This is a genomic window from Pseudoxanthomonas sp. GM95 (genome assembly GCF_900109775.1).
GTDB lineage: Bacteria > Pseudomonadota > Gammaproteobacteria > Xanthomonadales > Xanthomonadaceae > Pseudoxanthomonas_A.
The window spans coordinates 59346-84320 of the sequence record NZ_FOAX01000003.1; the positions used below are offsets into that span (position 1 = coordinate 59346).

General features: G+C 66.4%; 20 protein-coding genes. 6 read left to right on the forward strand and 14 right to left on the reverse strand.

Annotation, left to right across the window (positions count from 1 at the left end):
• Positions 1-6: 6 nt before the first annotated feature.
• Entirely contained in the window at positions 7-1053 is a 1047-nt protein-coding gene (locus BMZ17_RS21310; RefSeq protein ID WP_093140126.1) for a hypothetical protein, read from the reverse strand.
• A gap of 205 nt (positions 1054-1258) precedes the next feature.
• Here BMZ17_RS21310 and BMZ17_RS15205 point away from each other — a divergent pair, with 205 nt between their 5' ends.
• Positions 1259-4396 carry a discoidin domain-containing protein gene (locus tag BMZ17_RS15205; RefSeq protein WP_093140129.1) on the forward strand — a complete coding sequence of 1046 codons (3138 nt, stop codon included), beginning with the start codon at positions 1259-1261 and terminating at the stop codon, positions 4394-4396.
• Positions 4397-4402: 6 nt separating this feature from the next.
• On the opposite strand, the gene BMZ17_RS15210 is transcribed toward BMZ17_RS15205, so the two are convergent.
• The gene (locus BMZ17_RS15210) at positions 4403-5410 is read right to left on the reverse strand and encodes a serine hydrolase domain-containing protein (RefSeq protein WP_093140133.1); all 1008 of its coding nucleotides are present in this window, start codon (positions 5408-5410) and stop codon (positions 4403-4405) included.
• 96 nt (positions 5411-5506) lie between these two features.
• Between BMZ17_RS15210 and BMZ17_RS21315 the strand changes: the two genes are divergently transcribed.
• On the forward strand, positions 5507-5905 hold the full coding sequence (locus BMZ17_RS21315; protein ID WP_254775364.1) for a hypothetical protein: 399 nt from the start codon (positions 5507-5509) through the stop codon (positions 5903-5905).
• A gap of 8 nt (positions 5906-5913) precedes the next feature.
• Entirely contained in the window at positions 5914-6189 is a 276-nt protein-coding gene (locus BMZ17_RS21320; protein ID WP_254775366.1) for a hypothetical protein, read from the forward strand.
• 31 nt (positions 6190-6220) lie between these two features.
• Here the strand turns inward: BMZ17_RS21320 and glpK are convergent, their stop codons facing one another.
• From glpK to BMZ17_RS15240, 5 genes are all read right to left on the reverse strand, one after another.
• On the reverse strand, positions 6221-7720 hold the full coding sequence (gene glpK / locus BMZ17_RS15220) for a glycerol kinase GlpK (protein WP_093142163.1): 1500 nt from the start codon (positions 7718-7720) through the stop codon (positions 6221-6223).
• 82 nt (positions 7721-7802) lie between these two features.
• Positions 7803-8621 (reverse strand): MIP/aquaporin family protein, encoded by an 819-nt coding sequence (locus BMZ17_RS15225; RefSeq protein ID WP_093140137.1) that lies wholly within the window; start codon positions 8619-8621, stop codon positions 7803-7805.
• 130 nt (positions 8622-8751) lie between these two features.
• On the reverse strand, positions 8752-10269 hold the full coding sequence (gene glpD, locus BMZ17_RS15230) for a glycerol-3-phosphate dehydrogenase (protein WP_093140140.1): 1518 nt from the start codon (positions 10267-10269) through the stop codon (positions 8752-8754).
• A gap of 270 nt (positions 10270-10539) precedes the next feature.
• A complete protein-coding gene (locus tag BMZ17_RS15235; RefSeq protein WP_093140143.1) occupies positions 10540-11310 on the reverse strand; it encodes a DeoR/GlpR family DNA-binding transcription regulator in 771 nt (256 codons plus the stop codon).
• 71 nt (positions 11311-11381) lie between these two features.
• Positions 11382-12416, reverse strand: a complete 1035-nt coding sequence (locus BMZ17_RS15240; RefSeq protein ID WP_175485628.1) for an MBL fold metallo-hydrolase — start codon at positions 12414-12416, stop codon at positions 11382-11384.
• Positions 12417-12534: 118 nt separating this feature from the next.
• Between BMZ17_RS15240 and BMZ17_RS15245 the strand changes: the two genes are divergently transcribed.
• Both BMZ17_RS15245 and BMZ17_RS15250 read left to right on the forward strand, forming a co-directional pair.
• A complete protein-coding gene (locus BMZ17_RS15245) occupies positions 12535-13173 on the forward strand; it encodes a TetR/AcrR family transcriptional regulator (RefSeq protein WP_093140150.1) in 639 nt (212 codons plus the stop codon).
• 71 nt (positions 13174-13244) lie between these two features.
• The gene (locus tag BMZ17_RS15250; protein ID WP_093140153.1) at positions 13245-13631 is read left to right on the forward strand and encodes a hypothetical protein; all 387 of its coding nucleotides are present in this window, start codon (positions 13245-13247) and stop codon (positions 13629-13631) included.
• A gap of 44 nt (positions 13632-13675) precedes the next feature.
• Here the strand turns inward: BMZ17_RS15250 and BMZ17_RS15255 are convergent, their stop codons facing one another.
• Both BMZ17_RS15255 and BMZ17_RS15260 read right to left on the reverse strand, forming a co-directional pair.
• Positions 13676-14887: an aldose epimerase family protein gene (locus BMZ17_RS15255; RefSeq protein ID WP_093140156.1), complete on the reverse strand. Its 1212-nt coding sequence runs from the start codon at positions 14885-14887 to the stop codon at positions 13676-13678.
• A 77-nt stretch (positions 14888-14964) separates the two neighbouring features.
• Entirely contained in the window at positions 14965-15828 is an 864-nt protein-coding gene (locus tag BMZ17_RS15260) for a DNA ligase (protein ID WP_175485629.1), read from the reverse strand.
• A gap of 190 nt (positions 15829-16018) precedes the next feature.
• Between BMZ17_RS15260 and BMZ17_RS15265 the strand changes: the two genes are divergently transcribed.
• On the forward strand, positions 16019-16807 hold the full coding sequence (locus BMZ17_RS15265; RefSeq protein WP_093140163.1) for an SPFH domain-containing protein: 789 nt from the start codon (positions 16019-16021) through the stop codon (positions 16805-16807).
• A gap of 21 nt (positions 16808-16828) precedes the next feature.
• Here the strand turns inward: BMZ17_RS15265 and BMZ17_RS15270 are convergent, their stop codons facing one another.
• The 5 genes from BMZ17_RS15270 to BMZ17_RS15290 all read right to left on the reverse strand — a co-directional run bounded on the left by BMZ17_RS15270 (position 16829) and on the right by BMZ17_RS15290 (position 24950).
• Positions 16829-17704 carry a DMT family transporter gene (locus BMZ17_RS15270; protein ID WP_093140167.1) on the reverse strand — a complete coding sequence of 292 codons (876 nt, stop codon included), beginning with the start codon at positions 17702-17704 and terminating at the stop codon, positions 16829-16831.
• A 119-nt stretch (positions 17705-17823) separates the two neighbouring features.
• Positions 17824-19485, reverse strand: a complete 1662-nt coding sequence (gene treA, locus BMZ17_RS15275; RefSeq protein WP_093140171.1) for an alpha,alpha-trehalase TreA — start codon at positions 19483-19485, stop codon at positions 17824-17826.
• Between the two features lie 88 nt (positions 19486-19573).
• Positions 19574-21964 carry a TonB-dependent receptor gene (locus tag BMZ17_RS15280; RefSeq protein WP_093142166.1) on the reverse strand — a complete coding sequence of 797 codons (2391 nt, stop codon included), beginning with the start codon at positions 21962-21964 and terminating at the stop codon, positions 19574-19576.
• 287 nt (positions 21965-22251) lie between these two features.
• On the reverse strand, positions 22252-23796 hold the full coding sequence (locus tag BMZ17_RS15285; protein ID WP_093140175.1) for a glycoside hydrolase family 64 protein: 1545 nt from the start codon (positions 23794-23796) through the stop codon (positions 22252-22254).
• A 326-nt stretch (positions 23797-24122) separates the two neighbouring features.
• Complete coding sequence (locus BMZ17_RS15290) at positions 24123-24950, reverse strand: alpha/beta fold hydrolase (RefSeq protein WP_093140179.1); 828 nt, start codon at positions 24948-24950, stop codon at positions 24123-24125.
• Between the last annotated feature and the right edge of the window lie 25 nt (positions 24951-24975).

Genomic DNA, 24975 nt, shown 5'->3' on the forward strand with positions numbered 1-24975 from the left:
CAGGCGTTACTTCCCGCAGGCCGACAGGCGCTTGTCGGCGTACCACAGCGCGCGGCGCGACAGGTCGTAGGACGCGTCGATGGCCTGGGGCAGGTAGTACTGGGCGCGCTGCACGTCGGCACCGTGGGTGAGCGCGGTTTCGTTGCGCTCCAGGTCGGTGAGATTCTTGCGCACATCACCGAGCCACTTGTCCTTCTGTGGGTCCTTGCACATCAGAGCGCGGCCCTGCAGCGCATCGAGCTGGGCATGGATGGCCTTACTGGCCTCGCCGGTGGGCTGCGGGGCCTTCTCGAAACCGATCGGCGCGGCCTTGTAGGCATCACCGGTGGCCTCGCTGCCCATCGCGGCCTGGTTCTGGGCCAGGGCCGGGTTGAAGCGCGTGGCCGGCGGCGGGCGGGCCACGGCGCTGTTGCGGTCGCTCTTGAACATGTCCTTGATCGCGCCGTTGATCTTCTGCGCGGCCACATCCCCCAGGGTGCCGCTAGAGGTCCAGTCCTTCTCGAACCGGGTTTCCTCGTAATGGATCGGATTGGGCTTTTCCAGCACGTTCTTGGCCTTGGCCGCATCGCGCGCGTTGGCCATGCCGGGCGGCGAGCCTTCCGGCGTGGACGGCGGGGCGACCACCGTGCCCGGCGGCAGGCGTACCTGGCCCTGCTTGGTATAGATGGCGTTGGCGATGGATTCCTGCGGCGCCGGCGCGGCCTTGGGCGTGGTCACGACCAGGGTCTTGGGCGGTGCGGGCTGGGCCGCCTGCGCAGGCGCCCGGGGCGGCGTTGCCGGCTGCGGTTGCGGCGTGGCCTGCGCGGACGTGGCGTTGCGCGGCGTGTTGGGCTGGACCTGCGGCTGGGCGACCTGGGCCGGCGGCGGCACCTGGCGCGGGATGAATTCCAGCCGCATCGCACTGGGATCGGATGACCGCAGCGGCCCCAATCGCGCCAGCGGCGTCTTCAGCAGCACCGCGGCGAACAACACCATCAGCAACGCCGTCAGCACGGCCGCCGGAATCTGCAACCCGAGTTCGTCCCGCCAGCCTTCTTTCACCACTGCAGCCAAGTGTCGCAACCATCCTGTCGATAGCCGGCAAGTGTGCGGGAGCGGCTTCGGCGAGTTGATGCGGTTGTGTTACGCGGCGTGACCTCATGCGCGAAACGTTCAGGAAAGGCCGGCCCCGCGCGATGCTGCGTTGCGGCTCGCCAGCGGGCCGCGCCGCTGCCTACGATCCGCGGCCGGTCCTGCGGCGGCAATGCGAGGTGACGCCATGGCTTTCTGTCGATCTGCCCGGGCTGCGCGTCCGTTCTCCCTGCTGTTCCTGCTGGCTGGCGTGTTGCCCGCGCTGGCCTCGGCTGCCGACAACGGCCTGCCGCCACGCAGCCAGTGGAAGGCCAGCAGTTCGTCCACCGAAACGCCGGCGCTGGCCTCGCCGCTGGCCTTCGATGGCGACCTGACAACCCGCTGGGGCGGGGCGTTTTCGGCCGGGCACTGGCTGCAGGTGGACTTGGGCGCGCAAGCCGAGATCGGCGGCGTGCGGATCGCCTGGGATACCAGCCACGCCAATGCGTACTCGATCCAAGCCTCGGACGATGGCCAGGCCTGGCGCACCGTCTACCAGACCACCGACAGCCCGGGCCGCACCGAGTACGCGCTGTTTCCCGCGGTGAAGACGCGCTACCTGCGCCTGGCAGCCGCCGCGCGCACCGCCGACTGGGGCGTGGGCGTGCGCGAGTTCCAGCCCTTGTCCGCCGCCGATGCGCCGAAGATCCGCGGCGTCAGCGGCAAGGACGCGGCCACGCTGTGGAGCAGCGGTCCGGCGCGAGCGCTGAAGCCGCAGGGCCGCGCGGGTTACCAGCTCGACATCGCCCTGCCCCAGCCGCAGGAGGTCGCCGGCCTGGAGATTGCCTGGGGCAAGACCCCGGCCAGCGCCACGCTGGAAGCGCGCGATGCCGACGGCCGGTGGTCCGTGCTGGCCGATGCGCCCAACGCGTTCGGCGTATCGACCTATCTGGCCGCCGACGCACCGCGCACGGTCACCGCGCTGCGCCTCCAGACCCGCGCTGCCGGCCAGGATGCACCCAGCGTGACGCGCGTGCGCCCGCTCGGCCCGCAGGCGGTGATGACCCCGATGAAGCGCTACCAGCTGGCCGCGACCGGGCCGGACGCGGCACTGTTTCCTTCGTCGCTGAAGCTGCAGCAGGTGTACTGGACCGTGGTCGGTATTCCGGCCGGGCGGCAGAAGGCCGTCTTCGACGAGTACGGCAACCTGGAGGCCTTCAAGGGCGCGCCGCTGGTGCAGCCGGTCTGGCGCGATGCCAGCGGCCGCGCAGCCGCCGCGACGGCGGACACGCAGATCGAACATCGCCTGCGCGCTGGGTGGATGCCGATGCCCGAGGCGCAGTGGTCGCCACAGCCGGGGCTGGAACTGACCAGTAGCGCGATTGCGATCGAGCACGACGGCGCACCGGTGGTGCTGGTGCGGCATCGCCTGCGCAACACCGGTACGACACCGATCGAAGGCATGTTGTCGCTGCTGACCCGGCCGATGCAGGTCAGCCCGCCGTGGCAGAACGGCGGGCTGTCGCCGATCCGTCAGATCGCCGTGGAAGACGGCGGTGTGCGCGTCAACGGACGATTGCTGTTCCAAGGCGCCAGCGCGCCCGACGTGCATGGCGTGGCCGCGTTCGGCGCGCATGGCGAAGACGAAATTACCCGCTTTGCCGCTGCGGGTAGCGCGCCCAATGCGCAGCAAGCGGATGACCCAAGCGGCCTGGCCGCAGGCCTGCTCGGCTATCGCGTGCAGCTGGCGCCCGGCGCGCAGCGCGACATCGTGCTGGCGTTCGCGCTGGGCAACGAGGTCATCGATGCGAAGACCGTCGAAGCCGCGCGCTGGCCCGCTGCGCCCACGCTGGACGTGCACGCGCTGCTCGGCGATGGCGACCAGGCCGGCGCGAAATTCGATGCACTGGCCGACGCACTGGCCGCGCAATGGGAACAGCGGCTGGGCAGGATCGGCCTGTCGCTGCCCGATCCCTCGCTGGTGGACATGCTGCGCGCACAGGCCGCCTACATGCTGCTCAACCAGAGCGGCCCGGCGATGCAGCCCGGCCCGCGCAACTACAACCGCTCCTTCATCCGCGATGGCTCGGCCACCGCCGCGGTACTGCTGCGGATGGGCATGGCCAAGACCGCGCGCGATTACCTGCACTGGTACAGCACCCACGCCGTGCATGATAACGGCCTGGTGTCGCCGATCCTCAACGACGATGGCAGCGTCAACACCGGCTTCGGCTCGGACCTGGAATACGACGCGCAGGGGGAATACCTGTGGCTGGTGGCCGAGGTCGCGCGCCTGGATGGCGGCGCGCAGACTGTGCGCGACTACCAGCCGCAGGTGAATCGCGCGCTCAAGTTCCTGCAGGAGCTGCGCGAGCGCACCCTGGTGCCCGGCTACCAGGCCGATCGTCCGATGCCGGAGCGCTTCGCCGGACTGATCGCGCCATCAATCAGCCACGAAGGCTATTCGGTACCCACCCACAGCTACTGGGACAACTACTGGGCGCTGCGCGGCTGGCATGACGGCGCCTGGCTGGCCGATCAATGGGGAGACCACGCCACGGCCAAGTGGGCGCGCGAGCAGTATCAGTTGCTGCACGATTCCCTGGCCGCGTCGATCCGCGCGACGATGCAGTGGAAAGGCATCGACACCATTCCCGCCGATGCGGACCAGGGCGGCAGCGATCCCACCAGCGTCTCGATCGCGCTCGATCCCACCGGCGCGCAGGACGTGCTACCGGTCGATGCGCTGGCCAACACCTTCGATCGCTACCTGGCCGAAGTGCGCAAGCGCGACACGCCCGATGCGCTCTACGCCTACACGCCCTACGAGATGCGCAACGTGCTCACCTACGTGCATCTGGATCGCCCGGCCGATGCCGAGTTCATGCTGCAGCACGTGGCGGGTGATCGCCGTCCGGCCGCGTGGCAGGAGCTGGCCGAGGTGATCTATTCGGACAAGCGCCACGCGATCTACCTCGGCGACATGCCGCATACCTGGATCGGCGCCGAATATGCGCGCAGCGTGTTCGGCATGTTGATGTTCGAAGGCGACGACGCACTCTCGCTGCTGCCCGGCACGCCGCCCTCGTGGGTCGCCGGCCCGGGCCTGAAAGTCGATGGCCTGCCCACGGCCTACGGCACGCTGGCGATGCAGGCCCGGCAGGAGGGGCAGCGCCTGACCGTCACGCTGGGCAAGGAGCTGAAGGCTAGAAGCGCGTTGAAGGTCTACTGGCCCAATCGCATGGTGCCTAAGTCGGTCACCGTGGATGGCAAGGCCGTGCGCGATTTCGATGCGCAGGGCCTGCGCCTGCAGCGGCCGTTCAAGACGCTGGTGGCGCAGTGGTGAGCGCGATCAACGCGTGGCCAGTTCGGGCGCCGCCATGAGCTTGCCCAGCAGGGCGTGCAATTCCAGCAGGTAGCCACTGCTGCCCGACGGCTGGTCCGGATCGGAGGTCATCACCACCACCAGGTCCAGCGACGGCACCACGTACAGCATCTGCCCGCCGTAACCCCAGGCAAAGCGCACGTCGCGCGCGCCGATGCGCCGGGCAAACCAGCCATAGCCGTAGCCATCGCCGGTGAACACCGAATGCGTGCGCGGCGCCCAGGCCGCGTCGATCCAGCGCGGCGAGATCAACGCCTTGCCATCGCTTGAACGCCCGCCGTTACGGAACAGTTCGCCGAAGGCCCACAGCGAGCGTGGCGTCATCGACATCTGGTTGCCGCCGAAATACACGCCCTGCGGATCGCGCGCCCAGGCCGTGATCGCAAAGCCGGGTTGCGGACCAAGCCACTCCTTCGAGAGTTGCAGCGTCGACTTGCCGGTGGCGCGGGTGAGGATCGCCGAGAGCAGGTGCGTCGAACCGGTCGAATACAGCATGCCGCCGCCCGGATCGTCGACGAAGGGTTGCGCCAGCACATAGCGCACCCAGTTGCGGCTGCCGACCCAGCGGCCGTAGTTCGGGCCGGAAGTGCGCGCCAATCCCGCCTGCATCGACAGCAGTTGGCCGATCGTCACCTTGGCCAGGCGCGGATCGGGGTTCGGCGGCAGATCGCCCTTCAGCAGCGGCGCGATCGGCTGGTCCACGCCTTCCAGCACACCCTTGTCGATCGCGATCCCGACCAGCGCGGCCACCACCGTCTTCGACGCCGACTTGATGTTGGCCGGCCGATCGACCGCACCGCCGTGATAGCCGCGCTCGGCAATCATCTTGCCGTGCTGCGCGACGATCACGGTGCGCAGGTTGGGCAGCGTGGCGGCCCCATCAAGGGTTTGCGGCAAGGTCTGCGCAGCAGATGCCAGCGGCATCGCGACAGCCCAAAGCCAGCCCCATAGCAGCGTATGCAGAAGCGCCTTCATGTCTGCCAGTGTGACCGCGGCGCCTGCACAAAGGCCATGCACACGGCCTGATGACCATGCGGTAAGGTGCCGCACTGCCTCGCCACAGGGATCCGCATGCACTCGCGAACACCCGCGCCGCCACGCCTCAAGGTGCTGCCCTATCGCGCGCTGGCCGAGGGCAAGGACTACTGGATCATCGATGACCTGCTGCCGGATGCGGCCGCGGTGCGTGCGCGCTGCCTGCGGCGCGACGACTGGATCGAAGGCTATCCCCACAAGCCGGAAAGCTGGCCTGGTCTGCGCACCTTGCCGGGACTGGAGCCTGACGAGCTGGCGCTGGTCGAAGATCACGTGCGTCGGGCCACCGGCGCCAAGCGGCTATGGATGGCGACGCCGCCGGCAGGCGCAACGCCCAATCACAATTGCGTCCAGGTGGTGGGCGTCGATGAGAGCCAGGCGCGCCCTCACACCGATGCGCGCTCCCTCTGCAAATACGCTCCGTGCTCTATCTGAATCCCGACGTGCCAGCGCACTGCGGTACCAGCTTCTATCGGCAGCGCCTTCCTGGCGGCGCGCGCGGTGGCAATTTCGCACCCGCTTCCAAGAACAATCTGGTTGAAGCGCTCGGCACGCGCTTTGTACCGCCGGACAGCTTCGTTGAGGACCTGCGAATCGACCATCGCGTCAACCGGCTCCTGCTTTACCAGGCCAACCTGATCAATAGCGCGACGGGCTATTGGGGCCACACGCTGGAAGAGAAACGCATGGCCGCCGTGTTCTTCTGGATGGCCAACTGACGGCGCACACTTCGGTGCGCCGTCGCATCCGTCAGCCGACGCGGAAGCCCATCGTGGCCTTCACCGCCTGCTGCCAGCCGGCGTAGAGCGATTCGCGGTGGTCTTCGGGCATCTTTGGCTCGAAGCGACGATCCATCGCCCATTGCTTGGCGATTTCTTCGCGGCTTTCCCAGAAGCCCGTGGCCAGGCCGGCCAGGTAGGCCGCGCCGAGCGCGGTGGTTTCGGCCACCTTCGGACGCAGCAGCGGCACGTCGAGGATGTCGGCCTGGAACTGCGCCAGGAAATCGTTGTTGATCGCGCCGCCGTCGGCGCGCAGCTCCTTCAGCTTGAGGCCCGCGTCGGCCTCCATTGCCGAGAGCACGTCGCGGGTCTGGTAGGCCATCGATTCCAGCGTGGCGCGGATGAAGTGTTCCTTGGTGGTGCCGCGGCTCAGGCCGAAGATCGCGCCGCGCACGTCGCTCTCCCAGTACGGCGCACCCAGGCCGACGAAGGCCGGCACCATGTACACGCCATCGGTGGATTCCACGCGCTCGGCATAGGCCTGCGTATCGCGCGCCTTGCCGAACATGCGCAAGCCATCGCGCAGCCACTGCACGGCCGAGCCGGCGACGAAGATGCTGCCTTCCAGCGCGTACTCGACCTTGCCGTCGATGCCCCAGGCGATCGTGGTCAGCAAGCCGTTCTTGGATTTGACCGCCTTGTCGCCGGTGTTCATCAGGACGAAGCAACCGGTGCCATAGGTGTTCTTGGCCATGCCGGGCGTGTAGCAGGCCTGGCCGAACAGCGCGGCCTGCTGGTCGCCGGCGATGCCGGCGATCGGCACCTTCTGGCCGAAGAAATGGCGGCCGGCGGTGTGCGTATAGATCTCGCTGGACGAGCACACCTTGGGCAGCATCGACTTGGGCACGCCCAGGATCTCGAGCAGCTGGTCGTCCCACTGCAGCGCGTGGATGTCGTACATCAGCGTGCGACCGGCATTGGTCTGGTCGGTGACGTGGGCCTTGTCCTCGGACAGGTTCCAGATCAGCCAACTGTCGATGGTGCCGAACAGCAGGTCGCCCTTCTCTGCCTTTTCGCGTGCGCCTTCGACGTTGTCCAGGATCCACTTGACCTTGGTGCCGGCGAAATACGGATCGATCAGCAGGCCGGATTTGGCGCGGAACAGGTCGTCGTGCCCGGCCTCTCGCAGCTCCTTGCATACGCCCTGCGACTGGCGTGACTGCCACACAATCGCGTTATAGACCGCCTGACCGGTGCGTTTGTCCCACACCACCGTGGTCTCGCGCTGGTTGGTGATGCCGATTGCCGCGATCTGCGACGCTTCCACGCCGGCCTGCGTGAGCACATCGGTCATGGTGGTCAGCACGCTGGAGAGGATCTCGCGCGGGTTGTGCTCGACCCAGCCGGGCTGCGGGAAGATCTGGGTGAATTCGCGCTGCGCGATGCCCTTCACCGCGCCGGCGCGGTCGAACAGGATGGCGCGCGAACTGGTGGTGCCCTGGTCGATTGCCAGCACGTATTGCTTGTCCATCGAAAACTCCTGCATGTCATGGTCGGCAGCGCTGTCTGCGCCGGCCGGGGTCAAGGATGAAAGATGCGAACTGAAGCGCGCGTCAGGATTGCGCCTTCTGTGCAGCTTCCTGCAGCGCACGCTGGCGCGCGGGCAGGAACGGGTAGATCAGCCACTGATACGCCACGCCACCGACCACGCCACCGATCAGTGGGCCCACGATCGGCACCCACCAATAGTTGCCCGGCGAAGGGAACGCGGCCTCATTCCAGCCAGCGAAATAAGCAAACACACGCGGGCCGAAATCGCGCGCCGGGTTCAGCGCCCAGGCTTCCAGGTAGCCCATCGAGGCACCGATGGTGGCCACCAGCAGGCCGATCATCAGCGCGCCGGAGTTGGCCGTCGGCGCGGCTTCGTTGTAATGCTCGGTGATGGCGAAGATGCCGAAGATCAGGAACGCGGTGAGGATCACCTGGTTCTTCAGCGCATCCATCGGCGTGATGGCCAGGCCCGGATGGGTGAAGAACACGCCGGCCGCGCCGCCGCCTTCGCGGGTGAGCTGCTGGGCCTGGTTGAAATGGTCGATCACCGGCGCGTACAGCGTGTAGACGATGGCCGCGCCGATGAACGCGCCGATCACCTGCGCGCCCCAATACGGCAGCACCTTCTTCCAAGAGAAGCCGCGATAGAGCGCAAGCGCCAGCGTCACTGCCGGATTGCCGTGGCAGCCGGACACCGAGCCGGTGACATAGATCGACAGCGTCACCGCCAGGCCCCAGGCGATGCATACGCCCCAATAGGCGTTCTGGTACGGGCTGGGGTCATAGAGCGTGTACATCGCCGCGACCGAATCGCCGAAGGCGATGACGATCATCACCGCGACCGCTTCGGAGATCAGCTCCCCCACGAATTGCCGATTCATGCGGCGCACCCGCGTGCGTGGATGCGGCCCACACCGCGCCTTGAAACCTTGATCATGTCAGCGACCTCCCAGTGGTGACGTTGCGATGCCGCGCCGGCTGGCGGGCACGTTGAATGGATGCGGACTGTACTCAGCCGAGCGCGCGCGTCGCGTGCACTTGCCCCTGCTGCTGCAGGGATTCCGCCAGGCGCTGCTGCTGCGCGGGCGTCAGGCGCAGGCCGAGTTTGCTGCGCCGCCAGAGCAGATCGCGCGCATCGGTGACCCATTCGTTGGCGCGCAGGTAATCAACTTCGGCCTGGTAAAGATCGGCGCCGAAGTGTTCGCCCAGCTCCTGCAGCGACGTTGCGCTGCCCAGGATCGCGTCGACGCGCGTGCCGTAGTTGCGCACCAGGCGCCAGGCCATCTCGGCCGGCAGCCACGGCTTGGCGTTGCGTACTTCCGCCAGCAGCGCGTCGAAATCGCGGCGTTCGCCGCCAGGCAGCGGCGCCCCATCGGCGGTCCACGCCGGTGCCTTGCGGCCGAGCTGGGCGACCAGCTTGTCCACGGCCTGTTCGGCCAGCTTGCGATAGGTGGTGAGCTTGCCGCCGAAGACGCTCAGCAGCGGCGCGCCCTTGGCATCGAGTTCAAGCTGGTAATCGCGGGTGACTTCCGAGGCGTTGTCCTCTTCGTCCTCCAGCAGCGGGCGCACGCCGCTGTAGGTCCAGACCACATCGGCCGGCGTGATCGCCTGCTTGAAGTAACGGTTGGCCGCTTCGCACAGGTAGGCCACTTCGTCATCGTTGATGCGCGGGTTGGCCGGATCGGCGTGGTATTCCATGTCGGTGGTGCCGACCAAGGTGAAATCGCGCTCGTAGGGAATGGCAAACACGATGCGCCGGTCCGGCTGCTGGAAGATGTAGGCGTGGTCGTGGTCGAACATCTTCGGCACCACGATGTGGCTGCCCTTGACCAGGCGCAGCGCGTAGTCGTGCTTCACGCCGCTGGCAACTTCATCGAGGAAGTTCACCGCCCACGGCCCGGCCGCGTTGACCAGGGATGTGGCTTCTACAGTGAAGCGATCGCCTTGGGCGTTTTCAAGTTCGGCGATCCAGTGATCGGCCTGGCGGCGCGCGCTGACGCAGCGGGTGCGCACATGCACGGTGGCGCCGCGCGCCTGCGCGTCCATCGCGTTGAGCACCACCATGCGCGCGTCCTGCACCCAGGCATCGGAATAGGCGAAGCCGGTGGTCAGTTCATCGCGCAGCGGCTGGCCTACTGCGTGTGTGCGCAGCGAGAGCTTGCGCGAGCCTGCCAGCGTGCGCTTGCCGCCGCCAAGGTGGTCGTAGAGGAACATGCCGATCCGGATCATCCACGCCGGGCGCAGGTGCGGCTGGTGCGGCAGGACGAAGCGCAGCGGCCAGATAATGTGCGGCGCCATGCGCAGCAGCACTTCGCGCTCGGCCAGCGACTTGCCGACCAGGCGGAACTCGTACTGCTCCAGGTAGCGTAGGCCGCCGTGGATCAGCTTGGTGCTGGCGCTGGAGGTGTGGGCGGCCAGGTCGTCGCGTTCGCACAGGCAGACCTTCAGGCCACGACCCACCGCGTCGCGGGCGATGCCCACGCCGTTAATCCCGCCACCGACCACCAGTACGTCAAACCGCTCCGCCATGTCCTCGACTCCTTTGCGCGGGCAGCCGGCCAGACCGGACGCCCCAAAACACTCAGATCCGGACGGATTGAGCGAGAGGAATCTTAAACGAACATTTTCGAACATCGCGTGACGACGCAAAGAAAAGCCCATCTGACGGGCTATTTCGGTGGTCTAAGGCCGATAATCGAACAGAGATTTGGGCGGCATGCCCTGCGTACGCACAGTAACGTACACAAACGAACTTCACGATTCGCAGGCGCGCTGCGAGCGCCAGAAACCGCGCAGCACTCAGGCCGCGACGTGGACCCGGGTGCCGGCCTTGGCCAAGACTTCAGCCAACTCCTCGGGCGGGGCGCGGTCGGTGAACCAGTCGTCCACCAGCGAGATCGGCCCCAGCCGGCACAGCGCATTGCGACCCAGCTTGCTGGCATCGGCGGCCAGGAACACCTGCCGCGAGTGCTCGACAATGGCCTGGGCCACGCGCACTTCCTGGAAGTCGAAATCCAGCAGCGTCCCGTCCGGCTCGATGCCGGAGATGCCGATGATCCCGAAGTCCACGGTGAACTGCCGTACCAGGTCGATGGTCGGCTGGCCGGTCACGCCCTGGTCGCGCGCGCGGACCATGCCGCCGGCCACGATCACCTCGAAGCTGGGATTGGCGCTCATCGTCACCGCGACGTTGAGGTTGTTGGTGATCACCCGCAGCCCTTGGTGCTGCATCAGCGCGGCGGCCACGTCCTCATTCGTCGTGCCCAGGTTGATGAACAGCGAGGCCTGGTCCGGGATATGCCGCGCCAGCTCGGTGGCGATGCGGCGCTTCTGTTCGGCCAGCAGCGATTTGCGCGTGGTGTAGGCCACGTTCTCCACGCTGGAAGGCAGGCTCACGCCGCCGTGGTAACGCCGCAGCAGACCCGCCTCGCACAACAGCGCGAGGTCACGGCGGATCGTCTGCTGGGTGACCTCGAACTGCGTGGCCAGGCCATCGACCTCGGCATAGCCCTGCTGGCGCACCAGCGCCACCAGCTGTTCCTGCCGCCGGTTGAGGACCGGTTGTTCCATGCGTGCTGCCACCTCATGCGAGCTGCACGCATGATCGCCGATGTACGCGGCGATGCAAAACCTGCGGCTTGTCAGGCCTGCTGCCACCACGCGTGGCCGGGCTGCGGCTGCTGCAGGTCCAGACGCTCGCCAATGACGGGCGTGGCCAGCGACACGCCGCGCTCGGCGGCCAGCGCGCTGATGCGGTCGAACGGCTCGAACCACGGATGCATCGCCAAATCGAAGGTGCCGTTGTGGATCGGCATCATCCAGCGGCCGCGCACGTCGAGGTGCGCCTGCAGCGACTGCTCGGGCTGCATGTGCACGTGCGGCCACTGCGGGTCGTAGGCGCCGGTTTCCATGAAGGTCACGTCGAACGGCCCGAACCGCTCGCCGATCGCCTTGAAGCCCTCGAAGTAGCCGGTATCGCCACTGAAGAACACGCGCAGGTCGTCGTCGATCACTACCCACGAGGCCCACAGCGTCGCGTTGCTGTCGTGCAGCCCGCGCCCGGAAAAATGCTGCGCCGGCGTGGCAACCAGGCGCAAGCCATCGACCTGCGTGCCTTGCCACCAATCCAGCTGCTGCACCTTGTGCGCCGGCACACCCCAGCCGATCAACGTGTCGCCCACGCCCAGCGGGGTGAGGAAGTGCTCGGTCCGCTCGGCCAGCGCCAGCACCGTGGCCTTGTCGAGGTGGTCGTAATGATTGTGCGAGAGGATCACGCCCTTCAGCGCCGGCAGCGCGTCCAGCGCGATCGGCGGCGCGTGGAAGCGCTTGGGCCCCATCCACTGGAACGGCGAGGCGCGCTCTGCGAACACCGGATCGGTGATCCAGAAGTTGCCGCGCAGCTTCAACAGCACGGTCGAGTGACCAAGCCGGAACAGGCTGCGGTCCGGCGCGGCCAGCAGCTGCGCGCGGGTCAGCGGCGCGAGCTTGATCGGCGCGGCCGGCACGGTGGTACGCGGCTTGTGCAGCAGCATGTTCCAGATCAGCTTGAGCGACTTGCCCAGGCCGGTCGGCGGCGTCGGCACGACGTTGCGGAAGCGACCACCGCGATGCTGCGGCGAGTCCGTGTAATCGGGCTTGGGGGCGCAGGCGCGGCCACGCAGGGTGCAGACATTCATGGAAGCCATCCGGTTGAAATGAGGCGACGCCCAGCTTCGAAGTGGGCACCGCTAGAATTACACTACACAGTGTAGTTCCATTTCCGTAAAAGTAAACTGCACGGTGTAAAATCGCGGAATGCCCTCGCCTTCCGCCCCCAAGACCACTGCGCCCCAGCGCCTGACCGACCGCAAACGCCAGGCCATCGTCGAGTCCGCGATCGAGGCGTTTCGCACGCAGGGATTCGATGCAACCAGCATGGATCGCATCGCCGCCGACGCCGGCGTGTCCAAGCGCACGGTCTATAACCACTTCCCCAGCAAGGATGCGCTGTTCGCCGAAATCCTCGCCCAGCTCTGGGGCAAGGCCGCCGGCCTGGCCGAGCAGGCTTATGCCCAAGGCCAACCGCTACGCCCGCAGTTGCTGGCGCTGATGCAACAGAAGCTGCGCATGCTGGAGGACGAGCACTTCGTCGGCCTGGCACGCGTGGCGATCGCCGAGGCCATCCATGCGCCAGAACGCGCCCGCGAGATGGTCGCGCGCATGGGCGACAAGGACGAAGGCATCACCGTCTGGATCCGCGCCGCCATCGCCGACGGCGCGCTGAAGAAAGCCGACGCGCAGTTCGCCTCGCACCAGCTGCAGAGCCTGATCAAGGGTTTCGCGTTCTGGCCGCAACTGACCATGGGCCAGTCCACGCTGACCCGCGCGCAACAGCAGCAAGTGGCCGAGTCCGCGGTGGATATGTTCCTGGCGCATTACGCGACTAAATGCTGACTCGGCTGGATGCCGGCACCGCAGGACTGTCAGAATCACCCTGCGTTGATCCCACCAGACCAAGGACGTCCATGTACAAGCGCACGATAGCCCTGCTGTTCCTGCTGCACACCATCTCGCCTTCAGCAGCTGCTGCCCCAAGCGAGACAGAGCCGCTGGTGGTCGAATCGTCCAAGGTGAGCAGCTACTGGACAGCAGATCCTCGTCCTTTCAGTCCTGCCGGGGTCACGCAGCTGCGCGGCGTCAAGTCGACCGAAGTTGAGGTCGCCTACACCATCAACAAGAATGGCAAGGTCACTGATGTCGAAGTGCTCAGCGCCAAGCCTGAGAACACGAACGCGACCTGGGCCGTGCGCGCCATCAAGGCGAGCCGCTTCATCGCCAGCGCCTCCAATGCCGATCACACGCCTATTCGCTCGACGGCGACGGTCACGCTGAACGCAGAATCCGCCAACTGAGCGCGTTACCGACAGATCGCCTGTCGGCAACGCACTCTGGGCGCCTACTTGGCGACGCTGAAGCGGTACGCCGTGGTCTGCGTATAGGTCTGGCCCGGATCCAGGCGCGTGCTGGGGAACGCCGGCTGGTTGGGGCTGTCGGGGAAGTGCTGGGCTTCCAGCGCCAGCGCGCTCCAGTGCATGTAGGTCTTGCCGCCCTTGCCGCCGTCAATGCGGTCGATGAAGTTCGACGTGTACATCTGCATGCCCGGCTCGGTGGTGGTGACGGTCATGACGCGGCCGGTGGTCGGCTCGGACACCACCACCGCCGCCGGTGCATCCGCGCCGGCCCTGTCCAACACCCAGTTGAAGTCGTAGCCGCCCTGCTTGGGCTCGGCGTGCTTGAGGTCGGCGTTGTCTTCCTTGATGCGTGCGCCGATGGCGGTGGGCTTACGGAAGTCCAGCGGCGTGCCTTCCACCGACGCCAGCTTGCCGGTCGGGATCAGCTGCGCGTCGGCTGCGGTGTATTGGGCCGCGTTGATCTGCACGATGTGATCCAGCACCGATTCGGCACCGGCGCCGGCCAGGTTGAAGTAGGCGTGGCTGGTGAGGTTGAGCACCGTCGGCTTGTCGGTGGTGGCCTTGTAGTCCAGCTTCAGGCCATCGGCTTCCAGCGTATAGACCACGGTGACATCGAGGTTGCCGGGGAAGCCCATCTCGCCATCGACCGAGCGGTAGTGCAGGGCCACGGACGGCGTGCCGTCGGTGGCCGGCGTGGCCTCCCACAGTTTCGTCGCGAAGCCTTCCGGCCCACCGTGCAGCGCGTTGCCGTTGTTGTTGGGCGGGATCTGGTAGGCCTTGCCGTCGAGGGTGAACCTGCCCTTGGCGATGCGGTTGCCATAGCGGCCGATCAACGCGCCGAAGTTGGTGTTGACGCTCGCGCTGTCCTTCAGATAGCCGTCCAGCGTGTCGTAGCCCAGCACCACGTCATCGGGCTTACCGTTGCGGTCGGGCACGTTGAGCGACTGGATGATGCCGCCATAGGTGAGGATCGAAGCGGTCAGCCCGTGGCCGTTGTCTAGGGTAAATTTCTGCACCGCGCGACCATCGGGCAGCTTGCCGAACTCGCTGGACGCCACATGCGGCGTGTCCGCCGGCGCGCTGGTGGCCGGCGTCGCGGCCGTGCCATCGTGCAGGGCCGTCGCCTGCGGCGCATCTGCTGGCTTGCATCCACACACACCGGCAGCCACCACGGCCGCCATCACTGCACCACGCATCGCATTCTCCCCCTCCCAAGTCGAAGGAGCGAGTCTGCGCGAGCCGATGCAAAACATTGGTTAAGGCGCGACACCCGTCAGCGTCGCGGATCGGGCGGCGGCAGTTCATCGCGCACATGCAGGAAGCGGGCGAACCGCGGCAAACCCTTCGACGTCATCCCGTTGTAGCGATACGTCACCCACGCACCCACCGGCGGCGGCGCGGCGCGCTGCGCATCGGTGAAGCCGCCGCCGATGCGGAACTGGCGCCCATCCGGCAATTGCACCAGCAGCGCGCCCAGCATGCCGACGTACTTGCCCTTGCCCGGCGCGTGGCCGACCACGCGCGCTTCGGCATCCTCATACGGCTTGTACTTGAGCAGCGTATCGCTGCGCCCCACCGCATAACGCGCATCGCGTCGCTGCAGCATCAGCCCTTCGCCGCCGGCGCTGACGACGCGGGCCAGTTCGGCATCCAGCGCAGGCTTGTCGGCGAAGCGCCGCTGCGGCACCACGCGCAGCTGATCGTTGCCGCTCGTCTTGACCAAGGCCTGCAGCTTGGCCACGCGCGCCTCGAATGGCCCCGCATCGCCCGGCAGATCGAACAACATGAAATGCAGCGTGCGCCACGCGGGATCGGCCGGATTCCCCGCGCGGATCAGCCCGCTGGCCGCATCGAACTGCCCGCGCGCGATCCACAGCTCGCCATCCAGCGGCGCCTTCGGCCAGCCGCGAGTGAACCAGGCCGGCGCCGCGATCCGCGCCCCACCCCGCGTCCACAGCGCCTGCCCATCCCAGCGCCCGCGCACGCCATCGAGCTTCTCGCTGACCAGGTAATCGGCCACCGCCACTTGCCCGTGATAACGGGTGGCCAGCATCAGGCGTGGGGGTTCGGCGGCGTGCACGATCGCAACCGGACCCATCAGGCACATCGCCAACAGCAACCCTGCCAGTCCACGCATTGCCTTGCTCCTTCGGATTCCATTCCGGTCACCAGCATCGCGCCTTCCGCACAGCGCGGCCATCGGCATACGGCGCGCGGGCCTGTAGGACAACGCCGCGTCTTCCATCGGCCAGCACAGTCCGTATGATCGGCGGCGATCCGGGCCCGCAACGCGCGCGCCGGACACAGGGACGAACATCGGGGACAACATGAAGCGAATTTTTCTTGCACTGGCCGCCACGGCAAGCGTAACCGGCTGCACCGTGGTCAAGGTCGATCCGGGCCAGGAGGCTGTGCTGATCGACCGGCCGCGCGTATTCGGCGATGGCGGCATCCGTGATGAGACGATCAAGCCAGGCCTGGCCTACACGTGGCTGACCACCGATGCGATCGTGGTCGATGTCAGCCCGCAGGTTCTGTCGGTGTCCTTCGATGACTTTTCCTCGTCGGACAACATCCTGCTGGACTTCGAAACCACCATCCAATACCGGGTGACCAATGCACCCAAGCTGCTGCGTAAGTTCGGCCCGGACTGGTTCAAGAACAACATCCGCAGCCAGTACGCGGCGATCGTGCGCGACCAGGTCAAGCGCTTCGACATGACCAGCATGATGAGCGACGTGGCCACCGCGCAGCGCATCGATGACGCGGTCACCGACGCCATCCGCAAGGTGGTCAAGGACCAGGGCCTGGACGTGGAGATCATGAACATCACCCTGGGTCGGGCCAAGCCCAATCCGGACGTACTGCAGCAGATGAACCTCACCGCCGCCCAACAGCAGCGAGTTAAGACACTGATCGAGGCCACCAACGCCGAGCTGCAGCGCGCCAAGGAACAGAAGGCGATGGCCGATGCCGATAACGCCTACCGCAACGCGATGAATCTCTCGCCCGAGCAATACCTTGCCCGCCAGATCGCAGAGATCAATGCCGAAGCGTGCACCAAGGCTGCGGCCTGTTACGTGGTGCCCAACGGCACCAGCGTCGTCGCCAAGTAATGCAGATGCGCCAGGCGCGGATCAGACGATCCGCGTCTTGCGCCGCCAGCTGGTGACCTGGCCCCAGCGGATGAAAGTGACCAGGCCCGAGCCGAGGATCAGGGCGATGCCCACGCCGGTGATCCAGTCCAGCTTGCTGTGGAACAGCCAGGCGCCGAAGCCGATCGCCCACAGCATCTGGCTGTACTGGGTGGGCGCCACCGCGCTCACCGGCGCCAGCCGCGTGGAATACATCATCAGGATCGCGGCCAGCCCGGCCAACAGGCCGTAGCCGGCGATCATCAGCCACTGCCACGCGCTGGGCCAGACGAAGTACGGCAGCATCAGGATGCCGCCCATCACCAGCGGGCCGATCACGCCGGCGCCGTAGAGCGTGATGCGCTTTTCGTCCGGGCCGGCCATGCGCAGGCTGATTACCGAGACCGCGCCGGTCAGGCCGCAGATGATCGCAGCCACGTGGCCTTCGCTCAGCGTGCGGAAGCCCGGCCGCAGCACCACCAGCACGCCGATGAAGCCCACCACCACCGCCGTCCAGCGACGCCAGTGCACTTCCTCGCGCAGCAGCATCACCGACAGCACGGTGACGAAGATCGGCATCAGGAAGATCAGCGCGAACGCCTCGGCCATCGACAGGTGGGTGAAGGCAATCACCGAGGTCAGGTTGCCGGTGGCGCCGCAGAACGCGCGCAGCAGCCACACGGTCGGCTTCCTGGCGATCACCACGTCGCGCCAGCGGTCGTCGGGCTTCTTCAGGAACGGGATCGCGGTCAGCATCAGCAGCGCGCCGAAGAACACCAGCTCATAGGACGGCAGCGTGCCTTCCAGCAGTTTCACAAACGCATCGCTGATGGAATAGGCCGCGTAACACGCAAAGCCGAGCAGCACACCCTTGAGCATCTCGATTCCCGAACCGGCGCCAGCCCGCACGACGCGTGCAGGCCACAGCGGCACAGTATGCGGCGTGCCGCGATCTGCCTGGCAACTGCGCTGCGGGTTTTACAGCAGGCGCGCGGCGCTTAGGGCTGGCGCGGCGGCGCGGGCGCGGCATACAGATCCAGCAGCCGCAAGGTGACGCCGTTGGTCCAGCCAAAGCCATCCTGGTTGGGATACTCGCCACCGCCGCCACTGGCCGTGCCGGTGGCATCGACGTCGTACTTCTCGGTGAGCTTGTGCTCACGATCGAACACCGCCTGCACGCGCGACAGGAAACGGCGTCCAATGTTCTCGGCCAACGCGGCCTGCCCGTGGCGACGCAGGCCGGCGACCGCGACCCACTGCAACGGCGCCCAGCCGTTGGGCGCGTCCCATTGCTGGCCACTGTGGACCGCCGTGGTCGCCAGGCCGCCTGGCCGCAGCAGCTGCGCCTCGATGGCCTTGGCAGTTTGTGTCGCACGTGCGGGCGAAGCGATGCCGGCGAACAGCGGGAAGGCCGTGGCCGCGGTCACCTGCTTGCGCGGCGCCTGCGTGCGCAGATCGTAATCAGCGTAATAGCCGGCCGGATTCCAGAGATAACGCTCGATCGCGGCCTTGCGCTGCGTGGCCTTGCCGGCGTAATCGATCGTGCAGTCGGCCGGCGCGGTCTTGCAGGCCGCGGCCAGCGTGGTTTCCAGGTGATACAGCAGGCTGTTGAGGTCCACCGGCACGATCTGGGTGGTGTGGATGCTGGAGAGCTTCTGCGGATCGTCCAGCCAGCGGCTGGAAAAATCCCAGCCCGACTCGGCCGCCGCGCGCAGGTCGCGATAGACCTCGTCGGCCGGGCGCGTGTCGCGCGCCTCGGCTGCCGTCTTGAGGTCGTGCGCCCAGGCCTCCTGGCGCGGCGTGTCGCGATCGTCCCAGTAGCGGTTGAGCACGCTGCCGTCGGCCAGCTTCACCACGCGCGCCGATGCGGCGCCGGGCTTCAGGCCCTCGGCACCGCGCATCCAGTACGCGTACTCGGCCTGCAACTGCGGCAGGTAGCGGCGATAGACTGCCTCGCCACGGCGCGTGGCTTCGTCGCTGACCATCCAGGCGAAGAACGGCGGCTGCGAACGACTCAGGTAATAGCTGCGCGTGCCGTTGGGGATGTGGCCGTAGGTGTCGATCTGGTAGGCGAAGTTATCCAGCATCTGCCGCGCCAGATCGTCATGCCCGCTCTCAGCCAACCCCAGCATCGTGAAGTACGAATCCCAGTAGTACACCTCGCGGAAACGCCCGCCCGGCACCACCGTCGGCTCGGGCAGTGACAACGCACTGCTGTGCGGCGGCACGTCGGTGAAGCGGCGCGTCAGCACCGGCCATAGCCCGTCGATATGCGCGCGCAGCGTGGTGTCCTGGCGGATCGCCGGCACCTGGATCGGTGGATCCTCGGCGAAATTGTCGGCAACGAAGCGCTTCAGGTCGAAGCCCGGCGCGGCGCGCTGGGCCAGGTAGTCGGCTTCGATGCGGGCTGGATCGCGGCGCGCGGTCATGTCGACGAAATGCTTCTGGTCTTCGAACACCTGTGCGGTCTGCACCGCATCGAACAACTGCGGATACAGCTGGTCAGGCGTCGCGGGCGCAGCGGTTGAGGGCGATGCGACAGCGCCGGGCACTGCAACGGCCAACGCAGCCTCGCGCGGCGCACTGGCACAAGAAGCCAGCAGGCCGGACAACGTCAGGCTCAGGATCGAGAACGAACAACGCGACTGGGATGGCTTCATGCGACTCGCACGGCAGTGACCGGATGGGGAAGATGTACGTCGGCACGCGTGGCCCGGTTGTGATGGCCGGGCCACGCGTGGCGCCAGATCACCAGCGATAGGCCAGCGACATCTGGTACTGGCGCCCGGCGATGGGCCGACCCATGAATACGCCGTTAGTCGCCCCGCCCGGCACGCGCACGTTGCCTTCGGTCAGGCCCAGCGTGTTGGTGACGTTGCTGCCGCTGGCGGTGACTTCCCAGTGGTCGCCCACGTGCAGGCTCGCACCAAGATCGACCATGTCGTACGACGGCAGTTTCTGCGCATTGGCCAGATCGGCGAAGCGATCGCCCACGTACGAGTAGGTGGCAAACAGCTTGAGGTCACCGAACGGCAGCATCCAGTAATAGCTCGGCGTGAGGCGGAACTGCTTCTTGGGCTGGCGCATGACCTGGTTGCCGGTGAATTCCTGGTAGTTCTTGTACTTGCCGTCCAGCCATACGCCGGTGCCGGCCAGCTCGAAGCCGCCGAACGGCCGGATCGCGCCTTCCACTTCCACACCATAGGCACGCGAATCGCCGACCGTGGTGAAATTATCGCCATTGGCCAGGAAGGCCTGGAACGGCGAATTCTTGAACTTGTTGTAGAACGCGGTCAGGTACAGGTCGTAGAACTGGCTGCCGGACTTCAGGCCCAGCTCGTACTGATCCACTTCCTGCACCTTGTTGTTGCCGTCGCGCAGGTTGTCGAAGCCGGGAAACTTCAAGCCCGAGTTGGCGCGCCCGAACAGGCTGAACTGCTCGTTGAGCTTCAGGTTCATGCCCACCGTCCAAGAGAACTTCCGGTCGGTCTGGTCATAGTGGGTCATCTCGGGCAGCGAGATGGACGTGGCGTTGTCGTAAAGCGTGTCTGGATTGCCATCCAGGTCGATCGTGGCCGTGTCGTGCACATCGCCGGTGACCTGCTGCTGCTCGTAGCGCGCGCCCAGGTCCAGGCGCAGGCGCTCGTTAAGTTGCCATTCGTCGGCGACGAAGGCGGCAATGTTCTCGCCTTCGAAATCCTCGCGCAGGGCGAAGGTCGAGGTGCCGGACTGGCCATTCAGCGTGACCTGGCGGCCATCGTCCAGGGTCACGTCGACCAGTCGCGCGTTGTTCTCTGCCGTCATCAGCATGTTGTTGCCGAGGAACCACTGGTCGCGCGAGGAATACTTCGCGTAGTAGATGCCGAAGGTCAGCGTGTTGCCGCTGAACAGTTCGCGGCTCAGGCGCAGGTCGTTGGTGAACGAGGACAGGTGCTTGTCCACCACCCACCAGCCGGCTTCCAGCACCTGCTGGTTCGGATCGACCACGCCGCCGCCGTTGGTATAGGTGCCTACGCCGGTGCCACCTTTGCCGGCAATGAAGTCGGCCAACGTGGTCGGCGCATTGCCGGTGAACAGCGCATTGGTCGGCGCCTCGCCGCCCATCACGTTGAAGCGGTCAGCGATCGTCCAGTCGCCTACCTGCCAGTCCAGCGCGCCGCCGAACAGGTCGATGTTGACGCCGCGCCCATCGGCCAAGTCGCGGGTGATGGTCTGGCCGTTGGGGCCGATCGGCAGCGTGACGTGGCGCAGTTCGCGGCTCATCAGCGTGCCGGTCTGCGCGTCCAGGCCCGGGAAGCTGGACAGGTCACGCCCGTCGTTGCGCGACAGCAGCGGGATCGCGGTGTAGAACGCGTTGTTGTCGTCCAGATGGCGCGCGTAGAAGGTCATCGAGCCGCTGTCCCAGCGCTTGGCCAGCGTCGCGCTGAACTGCCCGCCCTTGTCGGCATCGAATTGCGGATCGCGCACGCCATCGGTCTTGCGGAAGAAGCCGCCGACGCTGCCGTACCAGCCATTGCCCAGCGGCCCGCCGGCATAGACATCCACGCGCTGCAGGTTGTCGCTGCCCGTGGTCAGGCGCACGCTGCCCTCGGGCGTGTCCTGGCCGGTTTTCTGGATGAAATTGACGGTGATGCCGGCCTGGCCGTTGGAGAAGATCGGGCTGGAGCCACCACGCAGCACTTCCATGCGCTCGATGGTGTCGTCGATGCGGAACAGCGTGGAGTTCTCCAGGAACGACAGCGTCGGCGGTGGATACAGCGGCGAGCCATCCAGCTGCATGGTCACGAACGGTGCATCGCCTTCCGAGGGCATGCCGCGCACGAAGATGTTGGCGCCGGTGCCACCGCCGCTGGGCTCGGCCCACACGCCTGGCGTGACCTTCAACAGGTCCGCGGTGCTCTGCGGCACCGCCTCGCGCATCTGCTCGGCGGTGGCGGTGGTGATGGAGAAGCTGGTATCGCGCTTGCGCAGCCCCTTGAACTGGGCCGTGCCGCTGACCACGACCGTGTCCAGATTGGTGGCCTCCTGCGAGGAGGACGATGGCGTCTGGGCAGGCGATTCCTGTGCATACACAAGCGGCGATGCGAGGGCGGCGGCGATGGCCAGGGACAGGTGCACGTGGCGCGTGGATGCAGTCATGAAGCTCTCCTTCTTCATTGGGTCCTGCCGCGACGGCACACGCCGATGCGGCCCGATGGCCTGCCCCCTGTGGCTTTCCAAAGCCAGCCTCGCTGCGCATTGCGGTTGCGCGTGATGCGCTGCGTATCACGCAGCGCGCATCGAGCGAGGCAGTCCGATCATTGACCAGATCGCCCGTGCGGTCATTGTGCGGCGCGCCACGCGCACAAAAAAAGCGTGGACTTCCTCCTGGAAACCCACGCTTGCACAAGTCCGCATGACCGGTACGTCAGCGGTCACCGATGGCCTTACCAGCCGATGGTGAAGGTCACATCCGTCGGCGCGTTGGTGTGGATCGACGGACTGAAGTCGCCGACATCGTCATACGAGAAACCATAGGACAGCGCATCGATGTTGTGGTCGTGCCAGAACTTCGCATACCAGTTGGCCGCCTGACCCGCCGGATAATGCGATGGCTGGTCGTACCACTGCGATGGGGTTTCCAGCACATGGCGATTGATCGCCGCCGAAATCTGCGCCTGGATCTGCAGCTGCACGCCCACGTCGCTGGCGCCAGTGGGATCGTTGAACAAACCGTTGCCCAGGAAGACTTCCGAAGTGCTCGGCACGCCGTTGATGTAGTAGGTGCCGTTCGCGTTGCCGCCGGTGAACACGAAGGTGTTGCCGTTGACGCGGCCGCGGAACGTGCCCAGGTTGTCCAGCGTGAACACCAGGTCCTCATTGCGATAGCGCGCCCAGATCGCGTCGATGTAGCCCTGCAGGTAATTGCCGTTGGCCTGGCCGGCGATGAAGCTCGCATGCGAGGGCGCCACGATCCGATACGGCGCGTAAGGCGCCTGTGCCAGGCCGGTGAACTGTGCAGGCACCGTGGCCTGGAACGCCGAGAAGATCGCATCGCGCGATTCGTTCAAGGTCTCGCCCACGCTCTGGTCGAAGCCGTCAAGGCCCTGCACGCGCAGCTTGAGCGGGAAGCCGAAGTGGTCCACGCGCGTGGTGTTGACGAAGATGCCCTGCTGCGCGTTGCCCGGCGGCAGGATTGCCATCTCGCCGAAGTCGAAGTAGACGTCGATGTTGGGATCCGAGGCGTTCTCGATGTTGGCACCGGCATAGCCGATGTTGCCGTTGCCATCGACGTTGACCTTGATGTACATCGGCGAGCCCACCGAAAGCAGGATGCGCGCCGAATCCAGTGGCGGGATCGTGACATCCCGCAGCTGGGCCAGGTTGTGGAAGTAGTTGGTGTAGCCCTCGCCGTTCTTGGTCAGGGCGCCGTTGTCGGCGGTGGACATCGGGACCAGGTTGCCGTTGGCATCCACGTGCACGAACTGCCCGGTATTCCAGTCCTTGCCGATGATGCTCCAGTACACGTCGGCATCGGCCCAGCGGCCGCCGGTCTGGTTGACGATGTGGAAGGTGGTCTGGCCGCTCCAGCTGCTGCCGTCGCCGCCGCCGGAGGCCGGCGGATCGGTGCCGCCACTGCCGCTGCCGACCACCGCGCTGTAGTGCGCGCTGTCGTAGGCGGCCTCGCCTTTGTTGTAGGTAAAGAAGTAATCGACCGCCGTGCCGTTGCTGGCCGGCGCGAACGTGGTTTCGTAGTGGCCGTTGCCGGCGTTGTAGCGCATGCGCAGGTTCTGCAGGTCGCCACCGGTGACGCTGTAGTGCGCATCCACCCACGAGGTACTGCTGCCGGCTGGTGCGAACCAGAGCGTGCCGGTGCCATTAGCGGCGGTGACGCCGTGGGTGTAGTCGCTGGCGCTTTGCGCAGCAGCGAAGGGAAGGATCGAGAACAGCAGCGCGGCGCTGGCCACGATCCATGAGGCGATGCGTTTCATGCAGGGTCTCCTTGTTTCCAGCCCGGGGGCGGAATCGCGTGCAGGAAGTGCTTGGCGTTGGGCCGCGCGTGCGGGCGATGCATCGCGATGCAAGGCTGCGGGGGATGCCGGCGGCGGCGCATCGTGGCATGGATGAAACCTGCGCAATCGGGCAGGCTGTCCCGTTACGCACCGTGCCGCAGGACAACACGATAGGACAGGTCAAGTCCCTGTAACCGATGCCAGCCGACATCGCGGGACAGCGCGTCGTGCGATGGCGGCGCGCAAAAAAAGACCGGCTTGCGCCGGTCTTCCTGCATTCCAGGCTCAACGATCGCGATACAGGATCACTTCTTCAAGAACGCAATCAACGCTTCGTTGAACGCCTCGGCATGACTGACATTGAAACCGTGCGGTGCGCCGGCGACCACCTTCAGCTCGCTGCCGGCGATGGCCTTGTGCGTGCGTGCGCCGGAACCGGCCAGCGGCACGACGCCATCAGCATCGCCATGCAGCACCAAGGTGGACACGGTGACCTTGGTCAGGTCGCCACGGAAATCCGTGGTGCCGAAGGCTTCCATGCAGCCCAGCGCAGCAGCCTGGTCAGACTGCTCGCACAGCGCAACTGCCTCTTCCAACTGTGCGTCGCTGACCTTCAGCTCGCTATTGGCGGTGAAGAAGCCCTTGCTGAAATCCTTGAAGAACGCATGGCGATCCGCCTTGAGATCTGATTCCATGCCCTGCGCCTGGGATTTGGTCAGCGGACCGTCGGGATTGTCCGGGGTCTGCATCATGTAAGGCGGCACGGCTGCCGCGAAGACCACGCTGTGCAGGCGTTCCTGGCCGTGTCGGCTGATGTAACGGGCGACTTCGCCGCCACCCATCGAGAACCCCACCAGCGTGGCATCACGCAGGTCCAGATCGTTGATCACGCCAGCGAGGTCATCGGCGAGGTGGTCATAGTCGAACCCGCTGGTGGGCTTGTCCGAGCGACCGAAGCCGCGGCGGTCATAGGCCACCACGCGATAGCCCGCCTCGCGCAACGGGCCGACCTGTTCGCTCCACGCTGCAGCGGACAGCGGCCAGCCGTGGATCAGCACCACCGGGCGACCGGTGCCACCACTGTCCTCCACGTGCAAGCGGACCGGATCGAGGGGATTGGGGAGAGCGGACATGGAGACTCCAGTGCGATGGGCAGAA